We start from the raw sequence: 15,263 nt of genomic DNA, 5'->3' as shown, positions 1-15,263 counted from the left end.
AGTCGAGGCTTTAACGATGCGCTGCCCTTTCTGCGGCTCGGACGACACGCAGGTCAAGGATTCCCGGCCTGCCGAGGACAATACCTCGATCCGCCGGCGGCGCATCTGCCCCGATTGCGGCGGCCGCTTCACGACCTTCGAGCGCGTGCAGTTGCGCGAGTTGATGGTGGTGAAGAAGACCGGCCGCAAGGCGGTCTTCGACCGCAACAAGCTTGTCAGGTCGTTCCAGATCGCGCTCCGCAAACGACCCGTCGATGCCGAGCGCATCGAGCGGGCCGTGTCGGGCATCGTCCGGCGATTGGAAAGCTCCGGCGAGGTCGAGATCTCGTCCGAGCAGATCGGCCTGCAGGTGCTGGAAGCGCTGAAGGGTCTCGATGACGTCGGCTTCGTGCGCTATGCGTCCGTCTACCGCGACTTCTCTCATGCGGAGGATTTCGAGAACCTGATCAACGAGATCAGCGCCCGGATCTCCCGCGACAATGCTATAGAGTAGGCCGTTGAGCCGGGCTGACGACGAAGGTTTCATGGGCCAGGCGATTGCGCTTTCGCTGACCCATCTCGGCCAGACCTCGACCAATCCCTCCGTCGGCTGCATTGTCGTCAAGGACGGCGAAGTGGTCGGCCGGGCCGTTACCGCGATCGGCGGTCGTCCCCATGCCGAGCCGCAGGCGCTGGCCGAAGCGGGCGAGAAGGCGAGGGGGGCAACGGTCTATGTCACGCTTGAACCCTGTTCCCATTTCGGACGCACACCGCCCTGTGCCGATGCCCTGATTGTGGCAGGCGTCGCGCGGGTGGTCGTCGCGCTCAGCGATCCGGACACCCGCGTTTCCGGCCGCGGCCTCAAGCGCCTGGAGGATGCCGGCATACTCGTCGAAACCGGTGTGCTGAAGGCGGAGGCGGCCCGCGCGCTTGCCGGCTATCTCTCCCGCCAGACAAAGGGCCGCCCCTATGTCATCCTCAAGCTCGCCGTTTCGGCAGACGGGATGCTGGGCCGCCGCGGCACGGAAATCGCGATCACCGGGCCGGAGGTGAAGGCCGAGGTCCACCGGCTGCGCGCGAAAAGCGATGCCATTCTGGTCGGCAGCGGCACCGCCCTGGCCGATGACCCGGAGTTGACGGTGCGGCTCGCAGGCCTGGAGGATCGCTCGCCGTTCCGTATCGTGCTCGACCGGGATTTCGGCTTGTCGCTGACGTCGAAATTGGTCCGGTCGGCATCTGGCGTTCCCGTGGCCGTGGTGTCGATCCCGTCCGGCGGAGCGCTGGCGTGGCAAGTGTCGGGACCATCGGAGCATACCGCCGTTGAGGACACCGCGAATTTAGATCGTGCGGCGCGCCGTCTGGCGCTCGAAGCTGCCGGTGTCGAGGTGATGGAGGCGCTCGATCTGCGGGATCTGCTGCACCAGCTGGCGGTTCGCGGAGTCTCCACCCTGATGGTCGAGGGGGGCGCGCAGGTCGCGGCCGCATTCCGGAATTTGGACCTGGTCGACCGGATCGATCTTTACACCGCGGACATGGAAATAGGCGCGGGCGGGATTGAATCGCCCGTCACCCCCGCCGATATTCCGCATGGATTCGCGCTTGTGGACGACAGACCCGTCGGCAAGGACCGCCTGAGACAGTATGAAAGAGCGCTTTGATGTTTACCGGAATTGTCACCGATGTCGGTGAAATCGACACGATCACCCCTTTGAACGAAGGCGTGCGGCTGAAGGTCAGGACCAATTATGATCCTCAAACCATCGATATGGGGGCTTCGATTTCTCATGCCGGCACCTGCCTGACGGTCACCGGCCTGCCGGAAGCCGACAGCAATGAGCGCTGGTTCGAGGTGGAGGCCTGGGAGGAGGCGCTGCGGCTGACGACGATCGGAAGCTGGAGCCAGGGGACGCGCATCAACCTCGAACGCTCGCTGAAGATCGGCGACGAGCTCGGCGGCCACATCGTCTCGGGCCATGTCGACGGCAAGGCCGAGATCATCGGGATCCGTGAGGAGGGCGACGCCACCCGCTATACGTTGCGTGTGCCCGAGCATCTGGCCCGGTTCGTCGCGCCGAAGGGCTCCGTCGCACTCGACGGTACCTCCTTGACGGTCAATGCGGTGAATGGCTGCGACTTCGACATTCTGCTGATCCGCCACACGCTGGAGGTGACGACCTGGGGCGAGCGCCAGGTCGGCGATTTCGTCAATTTTGAAGTTGACACCATGGCCCGCTATGCGGCCCGTCTGGCCGAATTCCCGGTGGCATAAACCGTCCCCGATGACATGAACAAAAGGGCCCGGACGCGTCTGCGTCCGGGCCCTTTCTTCGTTTGTCACGATCACGTTCAGTGCATGAAGCGCGGATCGTCATCGCGCAGGCGACCGCCAAAGGCTGCGGCAACGCTTGCAATGAAGGCGCCGATCAGCAGGGAAAGCGCACCGACGAGGGCGATTCCGGTGGCAGCCTTCTTGGCATCGTCTGCGGCTTTCTTGGCCGCATTCTTCGCATCCTCGATGCTCTTCAGCGTGGCGTCGACCCGGGCACGTGCCTCGTCCTGACTCAGTCCCGTGCGCGAGGCGACGAGCGTGGCAAGATAGCTACGGTCATTGTCCGGCATCTGGCCTGCCGCTGCGGCGTTGACGAGGATCCGCGACGCTTCGGCGCTTGCCTGTTCGTTGCTTTGCGCCGTCGGAGCGGCGTTGTTCTGGTCAGGCCGCAACAGGGCATCGGTGAAGTAGGCGGTCGAGAAGCCCGATCCCGATGCACCGTCCTTGTCGCCGGCCGTCGAGGCGACGCCCGCGGCGGCAGTGGTCCCGGCGATCGTCGCCGTCGCCTGCACACCAGTGCCGAGCGCCGACGTCAGAGCCGAACCGAGAAGCGATACCACGATCAGTGTTGCAAGCGCCCATGCAAGGAAGCCGTGAACGGTGTCCCGAAAGAACACTTCGTCGGTATGGATGCCTGTCCATTTGGTCCGCAGCCGGCCGGCAAGATAACCGCCGAGCACGGCCGAAAGCCACTGGGTCAGGATCATCCAGACCGCGGCGGTGGCGCCGAGGGTCACCGCCGAGCTGCTTTGGCCCGACCAGGGCGAAACCAGCGAAAGGCCGAGGCCGGAGCCGACCAGCATCAGGATGAGTGTCACCGCCGTTGCACCGAGTGCGCCGGCGATAATCGCGGCCCACGAGACGGCCGAAGCCGAGCTGTCGACCGGGATCGCCGCGACAGTTGTATTATCTGTAAGGGACATGATGTGATCCCTAGTGCCAGAACAGCATGATGAGAATGATGATTGGCAGGGGAATCCCCAGCATCCAGAGCAAAATACCGCGACCCATGATTGTCTCCCGTCGGCGTGCCGACCCAATGTTGTTGCTGAACCGCTTCTGTGGGAGCGGCTGCTCGCAAAACACCGTCGGCGTCAATTGGTTCCGCCCGCCTGACGGGCGGCGACGCGCGGATCGATGCCGGGAGATGTGGCAAGGCCAGGGGCCCTGCATTGGACGGACGGCTTTTAGGGCAGCTTGCCGACGCCCTGTCTGCCGTGAAGGAACGGCAGGCCGCGCGTCGGCACCTTGTTATTGCCGGATCTTTCGCCTCAGCGCACGACGATCATGAAGGAACCGTCAGCCGCTTCCCGGGCATAGGTGATGTTCTGGATTTCGACGTGCTCGGCTTCGAGCTGGCGATGAAGCGATGCGTTCTGCCGCACGGCCTGCTGCACTTCACGGGCCTGCGGGGAGGACGGGCTGATATCGGCGATGAAGTTGTTCGGGTCTTCGGCGTCGCTGAGGGAGGAGGCGCGGATGACGTTGACGCGGGGATTGGCCGTGGTCTTCAACTGCTGCGCCGTCTGCGAAGGCGTGACGACGCTCGGCATCGACGCGGCATAGCTTTCGCCACCGAAGGCAAGGGCAGAGATGAAGGTCGCACTGGCGAACTTGCTGAAATTGTTCATTGTCGTATTCCTGAAGATCTGCGTTGTTGGCGGGGTGGTTTTCGGCGAAGGCCATGGCGCATGGTCACTCCGCACAGGTTGAAATGTAGCGATGATTTCGGCGCAAAAAAGAGTAGGAAGCTATCAGTAATATTAAATAACTGTAATGTTGCGCCGCTGTGATGGCGCGGGGCCGCAGCGTCGCTGACAGTCGATCTCGGCGGGCGGAGGAGGACAGGCGAAGAAGACTGTGGCAGGGCCGTCGTGCCCGGCGCTCCGGCGGACCGAAGTCTTTGGCATGCCGGCCCGCGGACCCTACCGCACCAATAGCTCTGCGCATAAAAAGCTTGCCAAGCCAGGGCGGGCATGGTTTGACCGCGATTTCCCAGACAGCCGACCAGAATTCAAAGGTGAATCACCATGCCGCAGCACACCGCGCCGCATCTCCTGATCGTCGAGGCCCGCTTTTACGACGACATGTCGGACGCCTTGCTCGACGGCGCCAAGACAGCGCTCGACGAAGCCGGCGCGACCTATGACGTCGTCACCGTGATGGGTGCGCTGGAAGTGCCGGCAGCGATCGCCATGGCACTCGATGGCGCCGATACCGGCGGCACAGAATATGACGGCTTTGTCGCGCTCGGCATGGTCATCCGCGGCGAGACCTATCATTTCGATATCGTTGCCAATGAATCCTGCCGCGCCATCATGGACCTGACGGTTTCGGAATCGCTGGCGATCGGCAATGGTATCCTGACGGTCGAGAACGAGGAGCAGGCCTGGGCCCGCGCGCGCCGCACCGACAAGGACAAGGGCGGCTTTGCCGCCAAGGCGGCGCTGACGATGATCGCCCTGAAAAAGAAACTGGGTGGCTGAACCATGACCAGCGAAAACACGCCCAAGTCGCCGAAGACCGCAAACCAGCGCGGCGCTGCCCGTCTGGCGGCCGTTCAGGCGCTGTACCAGATGGATATCGGTGGCGCCGGCCTTCTGGAAGTCGTTGCCGAATACGAGGCCCATCGTCTCGGACAGGAACTCGACGGCGACACCTATCTGAAGGCCGATGCCGGCTGGTTCCGGTCGATCGTTTCCGGCGTCGTCGACAGCCAGCCGACCATCGATCCGGTGATCCGCGGTGCCCTGCAGGAGGGCTGGTCGCTGTCGCGCATCGACAGCACCGTGCGTGCCATCCTGCGTGCCGGCACGTTCGAACTGATCAACCGCAAGGATGTGCCGGTCGCCGTGATCGTCACCGAGTATGTCGATATCGCCCAGGCTTTCTTCGAGGAAGACGAGCCCAAGCTGGTGAATGCTGTCCTTGACCGCATCGCCAAGCAGGTCAGGGCTCAGAACAGCTGAACAGGAACGGGTCATGACGGCGGTTGAGGCAACGGCAATGGATACCAGGCTTGGTTCGGCCAAGCGCAACATAGCCATCCTGACCGTTGCCCAGGCGATCCTCGGCTCGGCAGCGCCTTTGACGATTTCCACCGGCGGACTGGCCGGCTTCGCGCTGCTGGGTGCCGACAAGTCGCTCGCCACCGCCCCGGTGACGGGCTTCAATCTCGGGGTTGCCTTCGGCGCCGTCATCATCGCCACGCTGTCGCGGTTTCTCGGCCGCAAGCAGAGCTTCATGCTCGGCGCTGTCCTTGGGGCGGCCGGCGGCCTGCTGGCCACCTATGCACTATACCTGTCGGATTTCTGGCTTTTCGCCGCCGCGCTGCTTCTCGTCGGCATATCGGGCGGCTTCACCCAGAAGATCCGCTTTGCCGCTGCCGACGCAGCGCCCAGCTTCTACAAGGCCAAGGCCATCTCCTGGATCCTCGCCGGCGGCATCGTCTCGGCGGTTGTCGGTCCGCAGCTCGCCATCCTGCTGAAGGATTTCCTGGCGCCTGTCACATTTGCCGGCGTCTTCATGGGGCTCGCACCGCTGATGCTGGTGGCGATCGTGGTACTGAGCTTCCTCAACCTGCCGAAGAATACCACCGTTCAGGCGCAAACCCACGCGCCGGCGCGACCGCTGCTGGAGATCGTGCTGACCCAGCGCTTTCTCACCGGCCTGATCTGCGGCGTCAGCACCTATGCCATGATGTCCTTCATGATGACCGGCGCACCGCTGGCCATGGTCGTCGGCTGCGGATTCTCGAGCGATCTGGCGACGCTCGGCATCCAGTGGCACGTCATCGCGATGTTCGGGCCGAGCTTCTTCACCGGCATGCTGATCACCCGCTACGGCGCCGAGAAGGTGGTTGCGGCCGGCCTCGTCATCCTGCTGGGCTGCGCCGTCGTCGCGCATATGGGCGTGGCGCTATGGAACTTCTGGCTGGCGCTGGTGCTGCTCGGCATCGGCTGGAATTTCGGCTTCATCGGTGCCACCTCCATCGTCGCCTCCAGCTACCGGCCGCAGGAGGCCGACAAGGTCCAGGGCTTCCACGACATCATCCTCTTCGGCTTTGTCGCGCTATCCTCCTTCTCCTCCGGCAAGGTGTTCAGCGCCTATGGCTGGTCGGTGATGAACCTCGTGATCTGGCCGGTTGTCATCGTCTGCCTGATCCTCATCCTGCTGCAGATGCAGGCTTCGCGCCGCAAATCCGCAGCCTGATGCCCCGGTCCGGCCCCTACCGAAGCGGGGCTTGACGCGACCTGAACGGCAACGCACTCTCCATGCGCGGACGGTCCCGGAGGAGGGGGCTGCCCGATTGTCATCGCCCGCGCAAGCTAGGCGCGGGCATCCGGGAGGGTAATGCGAATGTCGATTACTTTAGGCGTAATCCTGTGCGGCCTGCTGTCCGTCGTTTATGCGATCTGGGCGACACGTTCCGTTCTTGCGGCCGACCAGGGCACTGCGCGAATGCAGGAAATTGCAGGTTTCATCCGGGAAGGGGCGCAAGCCTATCTCACGCGGCAATATGTGACGATTGCGATCGTCGGCGCCGTGGTTTTCGTGATTGCATGGATATTGCTGTCGGCAACGGCCGCCATCGGCTTCCTGATCGGGGCCGTGCTGTCGGGTGCAGCCGGCTTCATCGGCATGCATGTGTCGGTGCGGGCCAATGTGCGCACCGCGCAGGCCTCGTCCCTCAGCCTCGGTGCGGGTCTCGATATCGCCTTCAAGTCCGGTGCCATCACCGGCATGCTGGTGGCCGGCCTCGCCTTGCTTGGCGTCTCCGTCTACTATCTTATTCTGACCGCTGGCCTTGGCCATGAAAGCGGCTCGCGCGAGGTGATCGATGCGCTGGTGGCGCTCGGTTTCGGCGCTTCGCTGATTTCGATCTTTGCCCGTCTGGGCGGCGGCATCTTCACCAAGGGCGCCGATGTTGGCGGCGATCTCGTCGGCAAGGTCGAGGCGGGGATCCCGGAGGACGATCCGCGCAACCCGGCCACGATCGCCGACAATGTCGGCGACAATGTCGGCGACTGCGCCGGCATGGCAGCCGACCTGTTCGAGACCTATGCCGTCTCGGTCGTCGCCACCATGGTGCTTGCCGCGATCTTCTTTGCCGGTGACGCTGAACTCGTGCAGACGACGATGGTCTATCCGCTCGTCATCTGCGCGGTGTGCATCGTCACCTCGATCATCGGCACCTTCTTCGTCAAGCTCGGCCGCAACAGCTCGATCATGGGCGCGCTCTACAAGGGGCTGATCGTCACCGGTCTGTTGTCGATCGTGGGTCTGGTCATCGCCAACACGCTGACCATCGGCTGGGGCGCGGTCGGGGTCGCCGACGGACGGGCGATCACCGGCTTCAACCTGTTTCTCTGCGGGATCGTCGGCCTCGTCGTCACGGCCCTGATCGTAGTGATCACCGAATATTATACCGGCACCAACAAGCGCCCGGTAAACTCGATCGCCCAGGCCTCGGTCACCGGCCACGGGACCAATGTCATCCAGGGACTGGCGGTCTCGCTCGAATCGACGGCGCTGCCGGCGCTCGTCATCGTCGGCGGTATCATTGCCACCTATCTGCTGGCCGGCCTGTTCGGCACGGCGATCGCCGTCACCACCATGCTCGGCCTGGCCGGCATGATCGTCGCGCTCGACGCCTTCGGCCCGGTGACCGACAATGCCGGCGGCATCGCCGAAATGGCAGGGCTCGATCCCGAAGTGCGCAAATCGACCGACGCGCTGGACGCCGTCGGCAACACGACCAAGGCGGTGACCAAGGGCTATGCGATCGGTTCTGCCGGTCTCGGCGCCCTGGTGCTGTTTGCCGCCTATTCCTTCGACCTGCGCTATTATGCGGCCAATCCGGACCAGTTTCCGTATTTCGCCGATATCGGGCCGATCTCGTTCGATCTCTCCAACCCCTATGTCGTGTCGGGGCTGATCTTCGGCGGGCTGATCCCCTATCTGTTCGGCGGCATTGCCATGACCGCCGTCGGGCGGGCGGCAGGCTCGATCGTCGAGGAGGTGCGCCGGCAGTTCCGGGAGAACCCCGGCATCATGGAGGGCACCGTCAAGCCGGACTATGGCCGCGCCGTCGATCTGCTGACGAAGGCCGCCATCCGCGAGATGATCATCCCCTCGCTGCTGCCGGTGCAGGCACCGTTCTTCGTCTATTTCGGCATTCTTCTGGTTTCCGGCTCCAAGGCTTCCGCCTTCGCGGCGCTGGGCGCCTCGCTGCTCGGGGTCATCGTCAACGGATTGTTCGTCGCGATTTCCATGACGTCGGGCGGCGGTGCCTGGGACAATGCCAAGAAGAGCTTCGAGGACGGCTTCGTCGACAAGGACGGGGTGCGCCATATCAAGGGGTCGGATGCGCACAAGGCCTCGGTGACCGGCGACACGGTCGGCGATCCCTACAAGGACACGGCAGGTCCCGCCGTCAATCCGGCGATCAAGATCACCAATATCGTGGCGCTGCTGCTGCTGGCGGTGCTTGCCGGGTAGACAATAACATTCGCACCATGCCTTGAAAACGAAAACACCGCGGAGAGCGATCTCCGCGGTGTTTCAAATGGCAGGCAGTGCTGGCAGCGATCAGAGGCCGCCGCCGCCGAAGATGTTCTTGACGGAGTTGGCAGCGCCGCCGCCACCCGAGAGGATCTGCTGCAGGAAGGTCAGGTCCTTGCCGCCGGTCGGTGTCGTGCGGGAAATGTTGTCGAATACCTTACCGTCCTTCAGCGTGTAGTCGGCACGGTTGGACACCACGCCGTCCTTGTCGAAATAGATGGCCAGGATGTGCTGGTCGACGAGCTGCTGCTTCTGGAAGGCGAAAGTCCGCTTGCGGGTCTGGGAGATGTAGTAGAACACCTCGCCGTCGAAGGTGGCAGTGGTCGACGGCGTGCCGAGCGTCAACAGGGCCTGTTCGCGGCTCGATCCGACCGGCACCAGCGCAAGGGCGTCCTGGTCAACCACATAGCCGTTGTGGAACACTTCCGTCGTCGTGCAGCCCGCAAGCCCGGCCGAGGACAGGATGAGCGCAAGGGCAACGCTGCGCAGAAGAACCTTGTCCGATCTGAAGTCCTGCATGTTCAACCAAATTCTCCCGTCCTGCACTGCCCGGCCGCCTTATCGAGCCGGAACGCCTCTTGGGCACATCATTATGGCCTTTCCGGGGAAAGGTTGACGACATGCGCGACTTTCGCCGCAGTCTCTTCATCGGAGGGTGCAGAACCGGCTGCGACGCCCCCGCAGCCGCGGCATTGCAATTCACGACTGCTTCGGTAAACCAGCTTTATCAATCATGCAACATGACGCGGCCGGAACACGCAGCCTGTGTCGAAGGATTCTGGGTTTATCGATGGTCTTCGGTTTCTTGCGCAAAAAAAAGAACAACCGCCTGATCGTCGACAGGCAGTATGACCTGCTGACGACGGTCGCCCGCGCCCCGAGCCTCTATCTGGCGCTGGGCGTGCCCGATACCGTCATGGGACGGTTCGAGGCCCTGGCGCTGGTGCTGATCCTCTATTTTCGCCGGACACGCCAGTCGCAGCAGGGTGGGCAGGAAGTGGCCCAGGAGATCGTCGACGCCTTCTTCCAGGATGTCGACCACTCGATCCGCGAACTCGGCATCGGCGATCAGGGCGTGCCCAAGCGGATGAAGAAATTCGCGGCCATGTTCTACGGCCGGCTCGAATCCTACGCCGCGGCGCTGGACGCCCGCGACCGCGATCGGTTGGCAGAAGCGCTTCGCCGGAATATATATCCCGAAGCAGGCGACAAGGCCCCCGATCTTGAGGGGTTGGCCGCCTGGATGTTCACCACGGACGACGACCTCACCACGCGTCCCGAAGAAGAGGTCATTTCCGGCAGGCTGGCGATCAAGGCTCCGGAGGAAATATTGCGATGAAATCTCATAAGTCACCCAGTGCCGACGTGCCGTTTTCCTATGCGGTGAAGATCGGTCATATCTCCGCAAATCCGGTGCAGGTGCGGCTGGAGGCGGACGAACAGGAGCGCGAGGGCCTCGCACGGCTCTGGCAGGTCGAGGCGGTCAACGCCTTGAAGGCCGAGCTCCATATCGGCCGCTGGAAGCGCGACGGCGTGAAGATTCGCGGTACGGTCAGCGGCGAAGTCGTCCAATCCTGCGTCGTCACGCTGGAGCCGGTCCTGTCGAAGTTCAAGGCCGACCTCGAGCAGATCTACGTGCCGGAGGGTTCGAAGCTGGCGCGGATCGTCACCGACGAGGCGGGCGAAATGGTCCTCGACCCGGAAGGTCCTGATCTGCCGGAGACGTTTTCCGGCGACACGATCGACGCGGGCGAACTGGTCAGCGAATTTGCCGCACTGTCGATCGATCCTTATCCGCGAAAGCCCGGCGTATCCTTCGAACCCCACGTGGAAAGCAAGGCGGAAGAGGATGCCAAGCCCTCTCCCTTTGCCGTGCTGCAGGGCCTGAAAAAGGACTGACGGACGTGCAGTGCCGGTTGATCGTGGCCATATTTAAGTTGTATGGCCCCGCAAAACCGGTATTTTGGCCAAAATTTCGCCCATGGGCGAACAGGAGGATCAGGTTAGCGTGATCAGAATTTCTCTCGATTTGATGGGCGGTGATTTCGGCCCGGAAGTCGTCATACCCGGCGCCGCCAAGGCCCTGGAGCGCCACCCCGACGTGACGTTCCTGTTGTTCGGCCAGAAGGACAAGTGCGAGCCGCTGCTCGCGGCGCATCCCAAGCTGAAGCAGAACGCCGTCTTCCACGACTGCGAGGTCGCGGTCGCGATGGACGAAAAGCCGAGCCAGGCGCTGCGCCGCGGCCGTTATGTCTCGAGCATGTGGATGGCGATCGACGCCGTCAAGAAGGGTGAGGCCGACGTCGTCGTCTCCGCCGGCAATACCGGCGCGCTGATGGCCATGGCCAAGTTCTGCCTGCGCACCATGGCCAATATCGAACGGCCGGCGATCGCGGCGATCTGGCCGACGCTGGCCGGTGAAAGCATCGTGCTCGATGTCGGCGCGACGATCGGTGCCGATGCCCAGCAGCTTCTGGATTTCGCCGTCATGGGTGGCGCGATGGCCCGCGCCCTTTTCGAGATCGAGCATCCGAAGATCGGTCTGCTGAATGTCGGCGTGGAAGAGGTCAAGGGCCAAGAAGAGGTCCGCGAGGCCGGTCGCCTGATTCGCGAGGCCGGACTGGATACGATCGAATATTGCGGCTTCGTCGAAGGCAGCGATCTCGGCAAGGGCACTGTCGATGTGGTCGTCACCGAAGGCTTTACCGGCAATATCGCGCTGAAGACGGCCGAGGGTACGGCTCGCCAGATCGCCGAATACCTGCGGCTGTCGATGTCGCGCACGCTGCTCGCCAAGCTCGGCTATATTCTCGCCAAGGGCGCCTTCGACCGGCTGCGCGAGAAGATGGACCCGCGCAAGGTGAATGGCGGCGTCTTCCTCGGCCTGAACGGGATCGTCATCAAGAGCCATGGTGGAACGGACGGCGAAGGCTTTGCCGCGGCGATCGACGTCGGTTACGACATGGCGCGCAACGAGCTCACCCGCAAGATCGAGAGCGATCTCAACAGATACCATGCGCAGCACCCGAAGAATGCGGGTCCTGAAGCAGCGTGAATGTCAGGATATAAGCGAAAATGATTCGTTCAGTAGTGTGCGGTTTCGGGGCGTCTCTCCCGAAGCGATTGATGACCAATCGCGAGATGGAGGGCATGGTCGAGACCTCGGACGAGTGGATTGTCCAGCGAACCGGTATCCGCCAGCGCTATATCGCCGGCGACGGCGAGACGACGGCGTCTCTGGGCGCGGACGCAGCCCGCGCCGCCCTTGCCAATGCCGGGCTCTCCCCTGACGATATCGACGTCATCATCTGTGCCACCTCGACGCCGGACAATACGTTTCCGGCAACCGCGGTCGACATCCAGAACCGGCTCGGCATGGTGCATGGCTTTGCCTTCGACATGCAGGCCGTCTGCTCCGGTTTCGTCTATGCGCTGACGACCGCAGACCTCTACATTCGCGGCGGCATGGCCAAACGCGTTCTGGTGATCGGCGCCGAGACGTTTTCGCGCATTCTCGACTGGACCGATCGCACGACCTGCGTGCTCTTCGGCGACGGGGCAGGCGCCGTGGTGCTGGAAGCGGCCGAAGGCGAGGGCACGGTTGCCGATCGCGGCGTGCTGACATGCCAGCTGCGCTCCGACGGCTCCCACAAGGAAAAGCTGTATGTCGACGGCGGCCCGTCCTCGACCGGCACCGTCGGTCACCTGCGCATGGAAGGCCGCGAGGTGTTCAAGCACGCCGTCGGGATGATCACCGATGTGATCGAACAGGCCTTCGATGCCACCGCGCTCACGGCCGAGGATGTCGACTGGCTGGTGCCGCACCAGGCCAACAAGCGGATCATCGACGGCTCCGCCAGGAAGCTCGGCATTCCCTCGGAAAAGGTGGTGATGACCGTCGACCAGCACGGCAACACATCGGCCGCATCGATCCCGCTGGCGCTCGCCACCGCGGCCGGCGATGGCCGCCTGAAAAAGGGCGACATGGTGCTCCTCGAAGCCATGGGTGGCGGTTTCACCTGGGGTGCTATTCTACTTCGCTGGTAGCCGTCCGATTCGAAATAAAGGATTTCAAACAGGCGCTTGACCACTACCTTCAAGGGCAATACTCTCAATATGCTTTCAGGCGGCGGCGGAAAAACAATAGGCGGAGAGCTATGAGCGGAAAGACAGTGACGCGAGCAGATCTGGCAGAGTCGGTCTTCCGCAAGGTTGGCCTCTCGCGCACCGAATCGGCTGAACTCGTCGAGACCGTCATCGACGAAATCTGCAATGCGATCGTGCGTGGCGAGATCGTCAAGCTGTCGTCTTTCGCCACCTTTCAGGTCCGCAGCAAGAACGAGCGTATCGGCCGCAATCCGAAAACCGGCGAGGAAGTGCCGATTTCGCCGCGGCGGGTGATGACCTTCAAGGCTTCCAATGTGCTGAAGCAGCGCATCCTGCGGGCGCATCTGTCGCGCAAGGCCAAGCAGAAGCCGCAAAATCCGGCAGCCTGAATCGGACGGCCGAACCGGAGAACCCGCGCGGCCCCGGACGCGAGGTCGAAAACCTCAGGCGCCGAACCGCAATGACAGCCGTCCTTGCCCGCTTGATGGGACGTAAAAGTCCGGCAAAGGGGATAACCCCGCTGTGTGCTTCTCCGCCTGCTTGAATTTCCCGTTGCAAATCGTTGAAATGGTTCCGTGAGTCGCCGACCGTTCCGTCGGCCCCCTGACCGTTGAGGACAGAGCCCGTGGACAAGAGCCCAGACGCCTTTCGGACCATCAGCGAAGTGGCCGAGGATCTCGATCTTCCGCAGCATGTGTTGCGGTTCTGGGAGACGCGTTTTCCGCAGATCAAGCCGATGAAGCGCGGCGGCGGACGCCGCTACTACCGGCCGGACGACGTGGATCTGCTGAAGGGGATCCGCCACCTGCTCTACGATCAGGGCTACACGATCAAGGGCGTGCAGAAGCTCCTCAAGACCAACGGCAACAAATTCGTCGTGGCGATCGCCAATGGCGATGTCGCGACCATGGAAGCGCTGGTCGCAGCAGTCCCGCCTGCCAAGGTGGAAGAACCGCGGATGGACGACGACCAGATCCTCGGCCGACCAAAGGCGCGCGCCAGCGGCCGGTTCTTCGGCTTTGGCGGCGCAGAGGATGGCGACACCCTCGTGGCCTCCGGCAAGGGGCCGGCCGTCGGCAAGGAAGACCGGGCACTTCTGCAGGAGGCGCTCTACGATCTGCTGGAATGCAAACGGCTGCTCGACCAGGTTCGATAGCGACAGGCCGGGCACGGTTTTTTCGCTGGGGCGAACTGGTTTTTCGCTTGCGCAGTGTAGGGCTAGCCTTTATGGAGAACCTGCCTTCGCAAGAGGGCAGGTCGGGGCGTAGCGCAGCCCGGTAGCGCACTTGACTGGGGGTCAAGGGGTCGTCGGTTCAAATCCGGCCGCCCCGACCAATTAAGACAGAACCTGGCTCATTCCCCCAGAATGACAGGTCACAAGATCCAAAAAACAAGAGATTTTTTGCGCGGCCGCGAGCCGGTGAGCCGGCCTGTCGGCGAGCCTTTCTCCGTGCGTTTTTCGCCACCGGCCCCTGGGGCCCTGTTCGCATGTTGGACGCTTTGACGGCCATTGGCTGAAAAATCGCATAAAAAAAAGCGGCCCTTGAGGGGACCGCATGCATCTGACGGTGCTCTACGTGACGAGAGCGGACTGGTTGTCAGCGAAACTTCGGTTCGCGACGGGCATTCATCAGCAATTCGTGCTGGGTGGCAAATTCACCGAACAGCACCCGCAGGCGGCGTTCCTCGAGAGCGTCGAGACGGTAGCGTTTGCAGAATTCGGAGACGTTGAAGACTTCGAGCAGGGTGCTGCGCTCGATCTCATTGTCGGAAATTTGTTCCATGATTGGACCTCCCGTAATCGACTAAAAACGCTGGCCTTGGACTAAAGTTCCATGAATGTCCGCTTTTTTGCGCCCCGATCACAGGTGCTTGCCGATCGGATGGCCGTGGCAGCGAAAGGGGGGTATGCGATTGCCGGCAAGGCGATATGCGCCCTGGAAGGATGCGACCGGAGGGGCGGGTGGCAGGGAACAACCCACCCCTCCGTCATTGGAGGTATGTCAGCGCTGTTCGTCCACAGAAGCCGGTCTTTCGGCCGGCTGGCCAGTCTGCTTGCGCAACAGCACGGACATTGCGCCGCCGGGCGTCTCGTCGGTCGCGACACTGGCGGTCACGATGGTCCGATCAACATCGGCGGCGGCATTTATCGGGCCATGCCCCATGCACTCGGCCATAGCGGCCGAGGATACCAATCCGAGGGTAGCGGCAATGAGGATCGTTTTCATGCGGCATCTCCTTGGTTGCAGGCGAATCATAGCCCGAAGTTTGGAGATTAGCAAAA

At 62.9% G+C, this 15,263-nt stretch carries 18 protein-coding genes and 1 tRNA gene; 14 read left to right on the top strand and 5 right to left on the bottom strand.

Annotated elements, in window-relative coordinates:
• Positions 1-16 precede the first annotated feature (16 nt).
• The 3 genes from nrdR to J2Z17_RS10525 are packed head-to-tail and all read left to right on the top strand — an operon-like array spanning position 17 to position 2,248.
• Positions 17-493 carry a transcriptional regulator NrdR gene (nrdR, locus tag J2Z17_RS10535; RefSeq protein WP_209944672.1) on the top strand — a complete coding sequence of 159 codons (477 nt, stop codon included), beginning with the start codon at positions 17-19 and terminating at the stop codon, positions 491-493.
• A 4-nt stretch (positions 494-497) separates the two neighbouring features.
• The gene (ribD, locus tag J2Z17_RS10530; protein WP_342454396.1) at positions 498-1,637 is read left to right on the top strand and encodes a bifunctional diaminohydroxyphosphoribosylaminopyrimidine deaminase/5-amino-6-(5-phosphoribosylamino)uracil reductase RibD; all 1,140 of its coding nucleotides are present in this window, start codon (positions 498-500) and stop codon (positions 1,635-1,637) included.
• The gene (locus J2Z17_RS10525; RefSeq protein WP_209944670.1) at positions 1,637-2,248 is read left to right on the top strand and encodes a riboflavin synthase; all 612 of its coding nucleotides are present in this window, start codon (positions 1,637-1,639) and stop codon (positions 2,246-2,248) included. Before ribD ends, J2Z17_RS10525 begins: the two co-directional genes overlap by 1 nt.
• A gap of 77 nt (positions 2,249-2,325) precedes the next feature.
• Here J2Z17_RS10525 and J2Z17_RS10520 read toward each other — a convergent pair whose 3' ends face one another.
• Positions 2,326-3,231: a hypothetical protein gene (locus J2Z17_RS10520; RefSeq protein WP_209944668.1), complete on the bottom strand. Its 906-nt coding sequence runs from the start codon at positions 3,229-3,231 to the stop codon at positions 2,326-2,328.
• A gap of 348 nt (positions 3,232-3,579) precedes the next feature.
• Positions 3,580-3,939 (bottom strand): hypothetical protein, encoded by a 360-nt coding sequence (locus J2Z17_RS10515; RefSeq protein ID WP_209944666.1) that lies wholly within the window; start codon positions 3,937-3,939, stop codon positions 3,580-3,582.
• Between the two features lie 399 nt (positions 3,940-4,338).
• Here J2Z17_RS10515 and ribH point away from each other — a divergent pair, with 399 nt between their 5' ends.
• From ribH to J2Z17_RS10495, 4 genes are all read left to right on the top strand, one after another.
• Positions 4,339-4,794 (top strand): 6,7-dimethyl-8-ribityllumazine synthase, encoded by a 456-nt coding sequence (gene ribH / locus J2Z17_RS10510; RefSeq protein ID WP_209944664.1) that lies wholly within the window; start codon positions 4,339-4,341, stop codon positions 4,792-4,794.
• 3 nt (positions 4,795-4,797) lie between these two features.
• Positions 4,798-5,277 carry a transcription antitermination factor NusB gene (gene nusB, locus J2Z17_RS10505; protein ID WP_209944662.1) on the top strand — a complete coding sequence of 160 codons (480 nt, stop codon included), beginning with the start codon at positions 4,798-4,800 and terminating at the stop codon, positions 5,275-5,277.
• A gap of 13 nt (positions 5,278-5,290) precedes the next feature.
• The gene (locus J2Z17_RS10500; RefSeq protein ID WP_209944660.1) at positions 5,291-6,520 is read left to right on the top strand and encodes an MFS transporter; all 1,230 of its coding nucleotides are present in this window, start codon (positions 5,291-5,293) and stop codon (positions 6,518-6,520) included.
• 147 nt (positions 6,521-6,667) lie between these two features.
• Positions 6,668-8,809 carry a sodium-translocating pyrophosphatase gene (locus tag J2Z17_RS10495; protein ID WP_209944658.1) on the top strand — a complete coding sequence of 714 codons (2,142 nt, stop codon included), beginning with the start codon at positions 6,668-6,670 and terminating at the stop codon, positions 8,807-8,809.
• A 90-nt stretch (positions 8,810-8,899) separates the two neighbouring features.
• Here J2Z17_RS10495 and J2Z17_RS10490 read toward each other — a convergent pair whose 3' ends face one another.
• Positions 8,900-9,403, bottom strand: coding sequence for an outer membrane protein assembly factor BamE (locus tag J2Z17_RS10490; RefSeq protein ID WP_377300038.1), 504 nt, complete (start codon positions 9,401-9,403; stop codon positions 8,900-8,902).
• Between the two features lie 259 nt (positions 9,404-9,662).
• Between J2Z17_RS10490 and J2Z17_RS10485 the strand changes: the two genes are divergently transcribed.
• The 7 genes from J2Z17_RS10485 (at position 9,663) to J2Z17_RS10455 (ending at position 14,314) form a co-directional block, all read left to right on the top strand.
• Positions 9,663-10,211, top strand: coding sequence for a ubiquinol-cytochrome C chaperone family protein (locus J2Z17_RS10485; RefSeq protein WP_209944654.1), 549 nt, complete (start codon positions 9,663-9,665; stop codon positions 10,209-10,211).
• Positions 10,208-10,771, top strand: a complete 564-nt coding sequence (locus tag J2Z17_RS10480) for a YceD family protein (RefSeq protein WP_209944652.1) — start codon at positions 10,208-10,210, stop codon at positions 10,769-10,771. Before J2Z17_RS10485 ends, J2Z17_RS10480 begins: the two co-directional genes overlap by 4 nt.
• A 109-nt stretch (positions 10,772-10,880) precedes the next feature.
• Positions 10,881-11,927, top strand: a complete 1,047-nt coding sequence (gene plsX, locus J2Z17_RS10475) for a phosphate acyltransferase PlsX (protein WP_209944650.1) — start codon at positions 10,881-10,883, stop codon at positions 11,925-11,927.
• A gap of 20 nt (positions 11,928-11,947) precedes the next feature.
• Positions 11,948-12,919 carry a beta-ketoacyl-ACP synthase III gene (locus tag J2Z17_RS10470; RefSeq protein ID WP_209944647.1) on the top strand — a complete coding sequence of 324 codons (972 nt, stop codon included), beginning with the start codon at positions 11,948-11,950 and terminating at the stop codon, positions 12,917-12,919.
• A 110-nt stretch (positions 12,920-13,029) separates the two neighbouring features.
• Positions 13,030-13,368, top strand: coding sequence for an integration host factor subunit alpha (locus J2Z17_RS10465; RefSeq protein ID WP_209944645.1), 339 nt, complete (start codon positions 13,030-13,032; stop codon positions 13,366-13,368).
• Between the two features lie 236 nt (positions 13,369-13,604).
• Complete coding sequence (locus tag J2Z17_RS10460) at positions 13,605-14,135, top strand: MerR family transcriptional regulator (RefSeq protein WP_209944643.1); 531 nt, start codon at positions 13,605-13,607, stop codon at positions 14,133-14,135.
• A 102-nt stretch (positions 14,136-14,237) separates the two neighbouring features.
• Positions 14,238-14,314, top strand: a tRNA-Pro gene (locus J2Z17_RS10455).
• Positions 14,315-14,577: 263 nt separating this feature from the next.
• Here J2Z17_RS10455 and J2Z17_RS10450 read toward each other — a convergent pair.
• Positions 14,578-14,763 (bottom strand): hypothetical protein, encoded by a 186-nt coding sequence (locus J2Z17_RS10450; protein ID WP_209944641.1) that lies wholly within the window; start codon positions 14,761-14,763, stop codon positions 14,578-14,580.
• Between the two features lie 219 nt (positions 14,764-14,982).
• Positions 14,983-15,207, bottom strand: coding sequence for a hypothetical protein (locus tag J2Z17_RS10445; protein ID WP_209944639.1), 225 nt, complete (start codon positions 15,205-15,207; stop codon positions 14,983-14,985).
• Positions 15,208-15,263: the final 56 nt, after the last annotated feature.

It is taken from the genome of Heterorhizobium halophytocola, assembly GCF_017873095.1.
In the GTDB taxonomy this organism is placed as follows: domain Bacteria; phylum Pseudomonadota; class Alphaproteobacteria; order Rhizobiales; family Rhizobiaceae; genus Allorhizobium; species Allorhizobium halophytocola.
This window is presented reverse-complemented; position numbering and strand designations above follow the sequence as displayed.

Bases quoted from the DNA above. Each gene is read 5' to 3' on its own strand.
- nrdR (WP_209944672.1), top strand. From the start codon at position 17: ATGCGCTGCCCTTTCTGCGGCTCGGACGACACGCAGGTCAAGGATTCC.
- J2Z17_RS10525 (WP_209944670.1), top strand. From the start codon at position 1,637: ATGTTTACCGGAATTGTCACCGATGTCGGTGAAATCGACACGATCACC.
- J2Z17_RS10520 (WP_209944668.1), bottom strand. From the start codon at position 3,231: ATGTCCCTTACAGATAATACAACTGTCGCGGCGATCCCGGTCGACAGC.
- J2Z17_RS10515 (WP_209944666.1), bottom strand. From the start codon at position 3,939: ATGAACAATTTCAGCAAGTTCGCCAGTGCGACCTTCATCTCTGCCCTT.
- ribH (WP_209944664.1), top strand. From the start codon at position 4,339: ATGCCGCAGCACACCGCGCCGCATCTCCTGATCGTCGAGGCCCGCTTT.
- nusB (WP_209944662.1), top strand. From the start codon at position 4,798: ATGACCAGCGAAAACACGCCCAAGTCGCCGAAGACCGCAAACCAGCGC.
- J2Z17_RS10500 (WP_209944660.1), top strand. From the start codon at position 5,291: ATGACGGCGGTTGAGGCAACGGCAATGGATACCAGGCTTGGTTCGGCC.
- J2Z17_RS10495 (WP_209944658.1), top strand. From the start codon at position 6,668: ATGTCGATTACTTTAGGCGTAATCCTGTGCGGCCTGCTGTCCGTCGTT.
- J2Z17_RS10485 (WP_209944654.1), top strand. From the start codon at position 9,663: ATGGTCTTCGGTTTCTTGCGCAAAAAAAAGAACAACCGCCTGATCGTC.
- J2Z17_RS10480 (WP_209944652.1), top strand. From the start codon at position 10,208: ATGAAATCTCATAAGTCACCCAGTGCCGACGTGCCGTTTTCCTATGCG.
- J2Z17_RS10470 (WP_209944647.1), top strand. From the start codon at position 11,948: ATGATTCGTTCAGTAGTGTGCGGTTTCGGGGCGTCTCTCCCGAAGCGA.
- J2Z17_RS10465 (WP_209944645.1), top strand. From the start codon at position 13,030: ATGAGCGGAAAGACAGTGACGCGAGCAGATCTGGCAGAGTCGGTCTTC.
- J2Z17_RS10450 (WP_209944641.1), bottom strand. From the start codon at position 14,763: ATGGAACAAATTTCCGACAATGAGATCGAGCGCAGCACCCTGCTCGAA.
- J2Z17_RS10445 (WP_209944639.1), bottom strand. From the start codon at position 15,207: ATGAAAACGATCCTCATTGCCGCTACCCTCGGATTGGTATCCTCGGCC.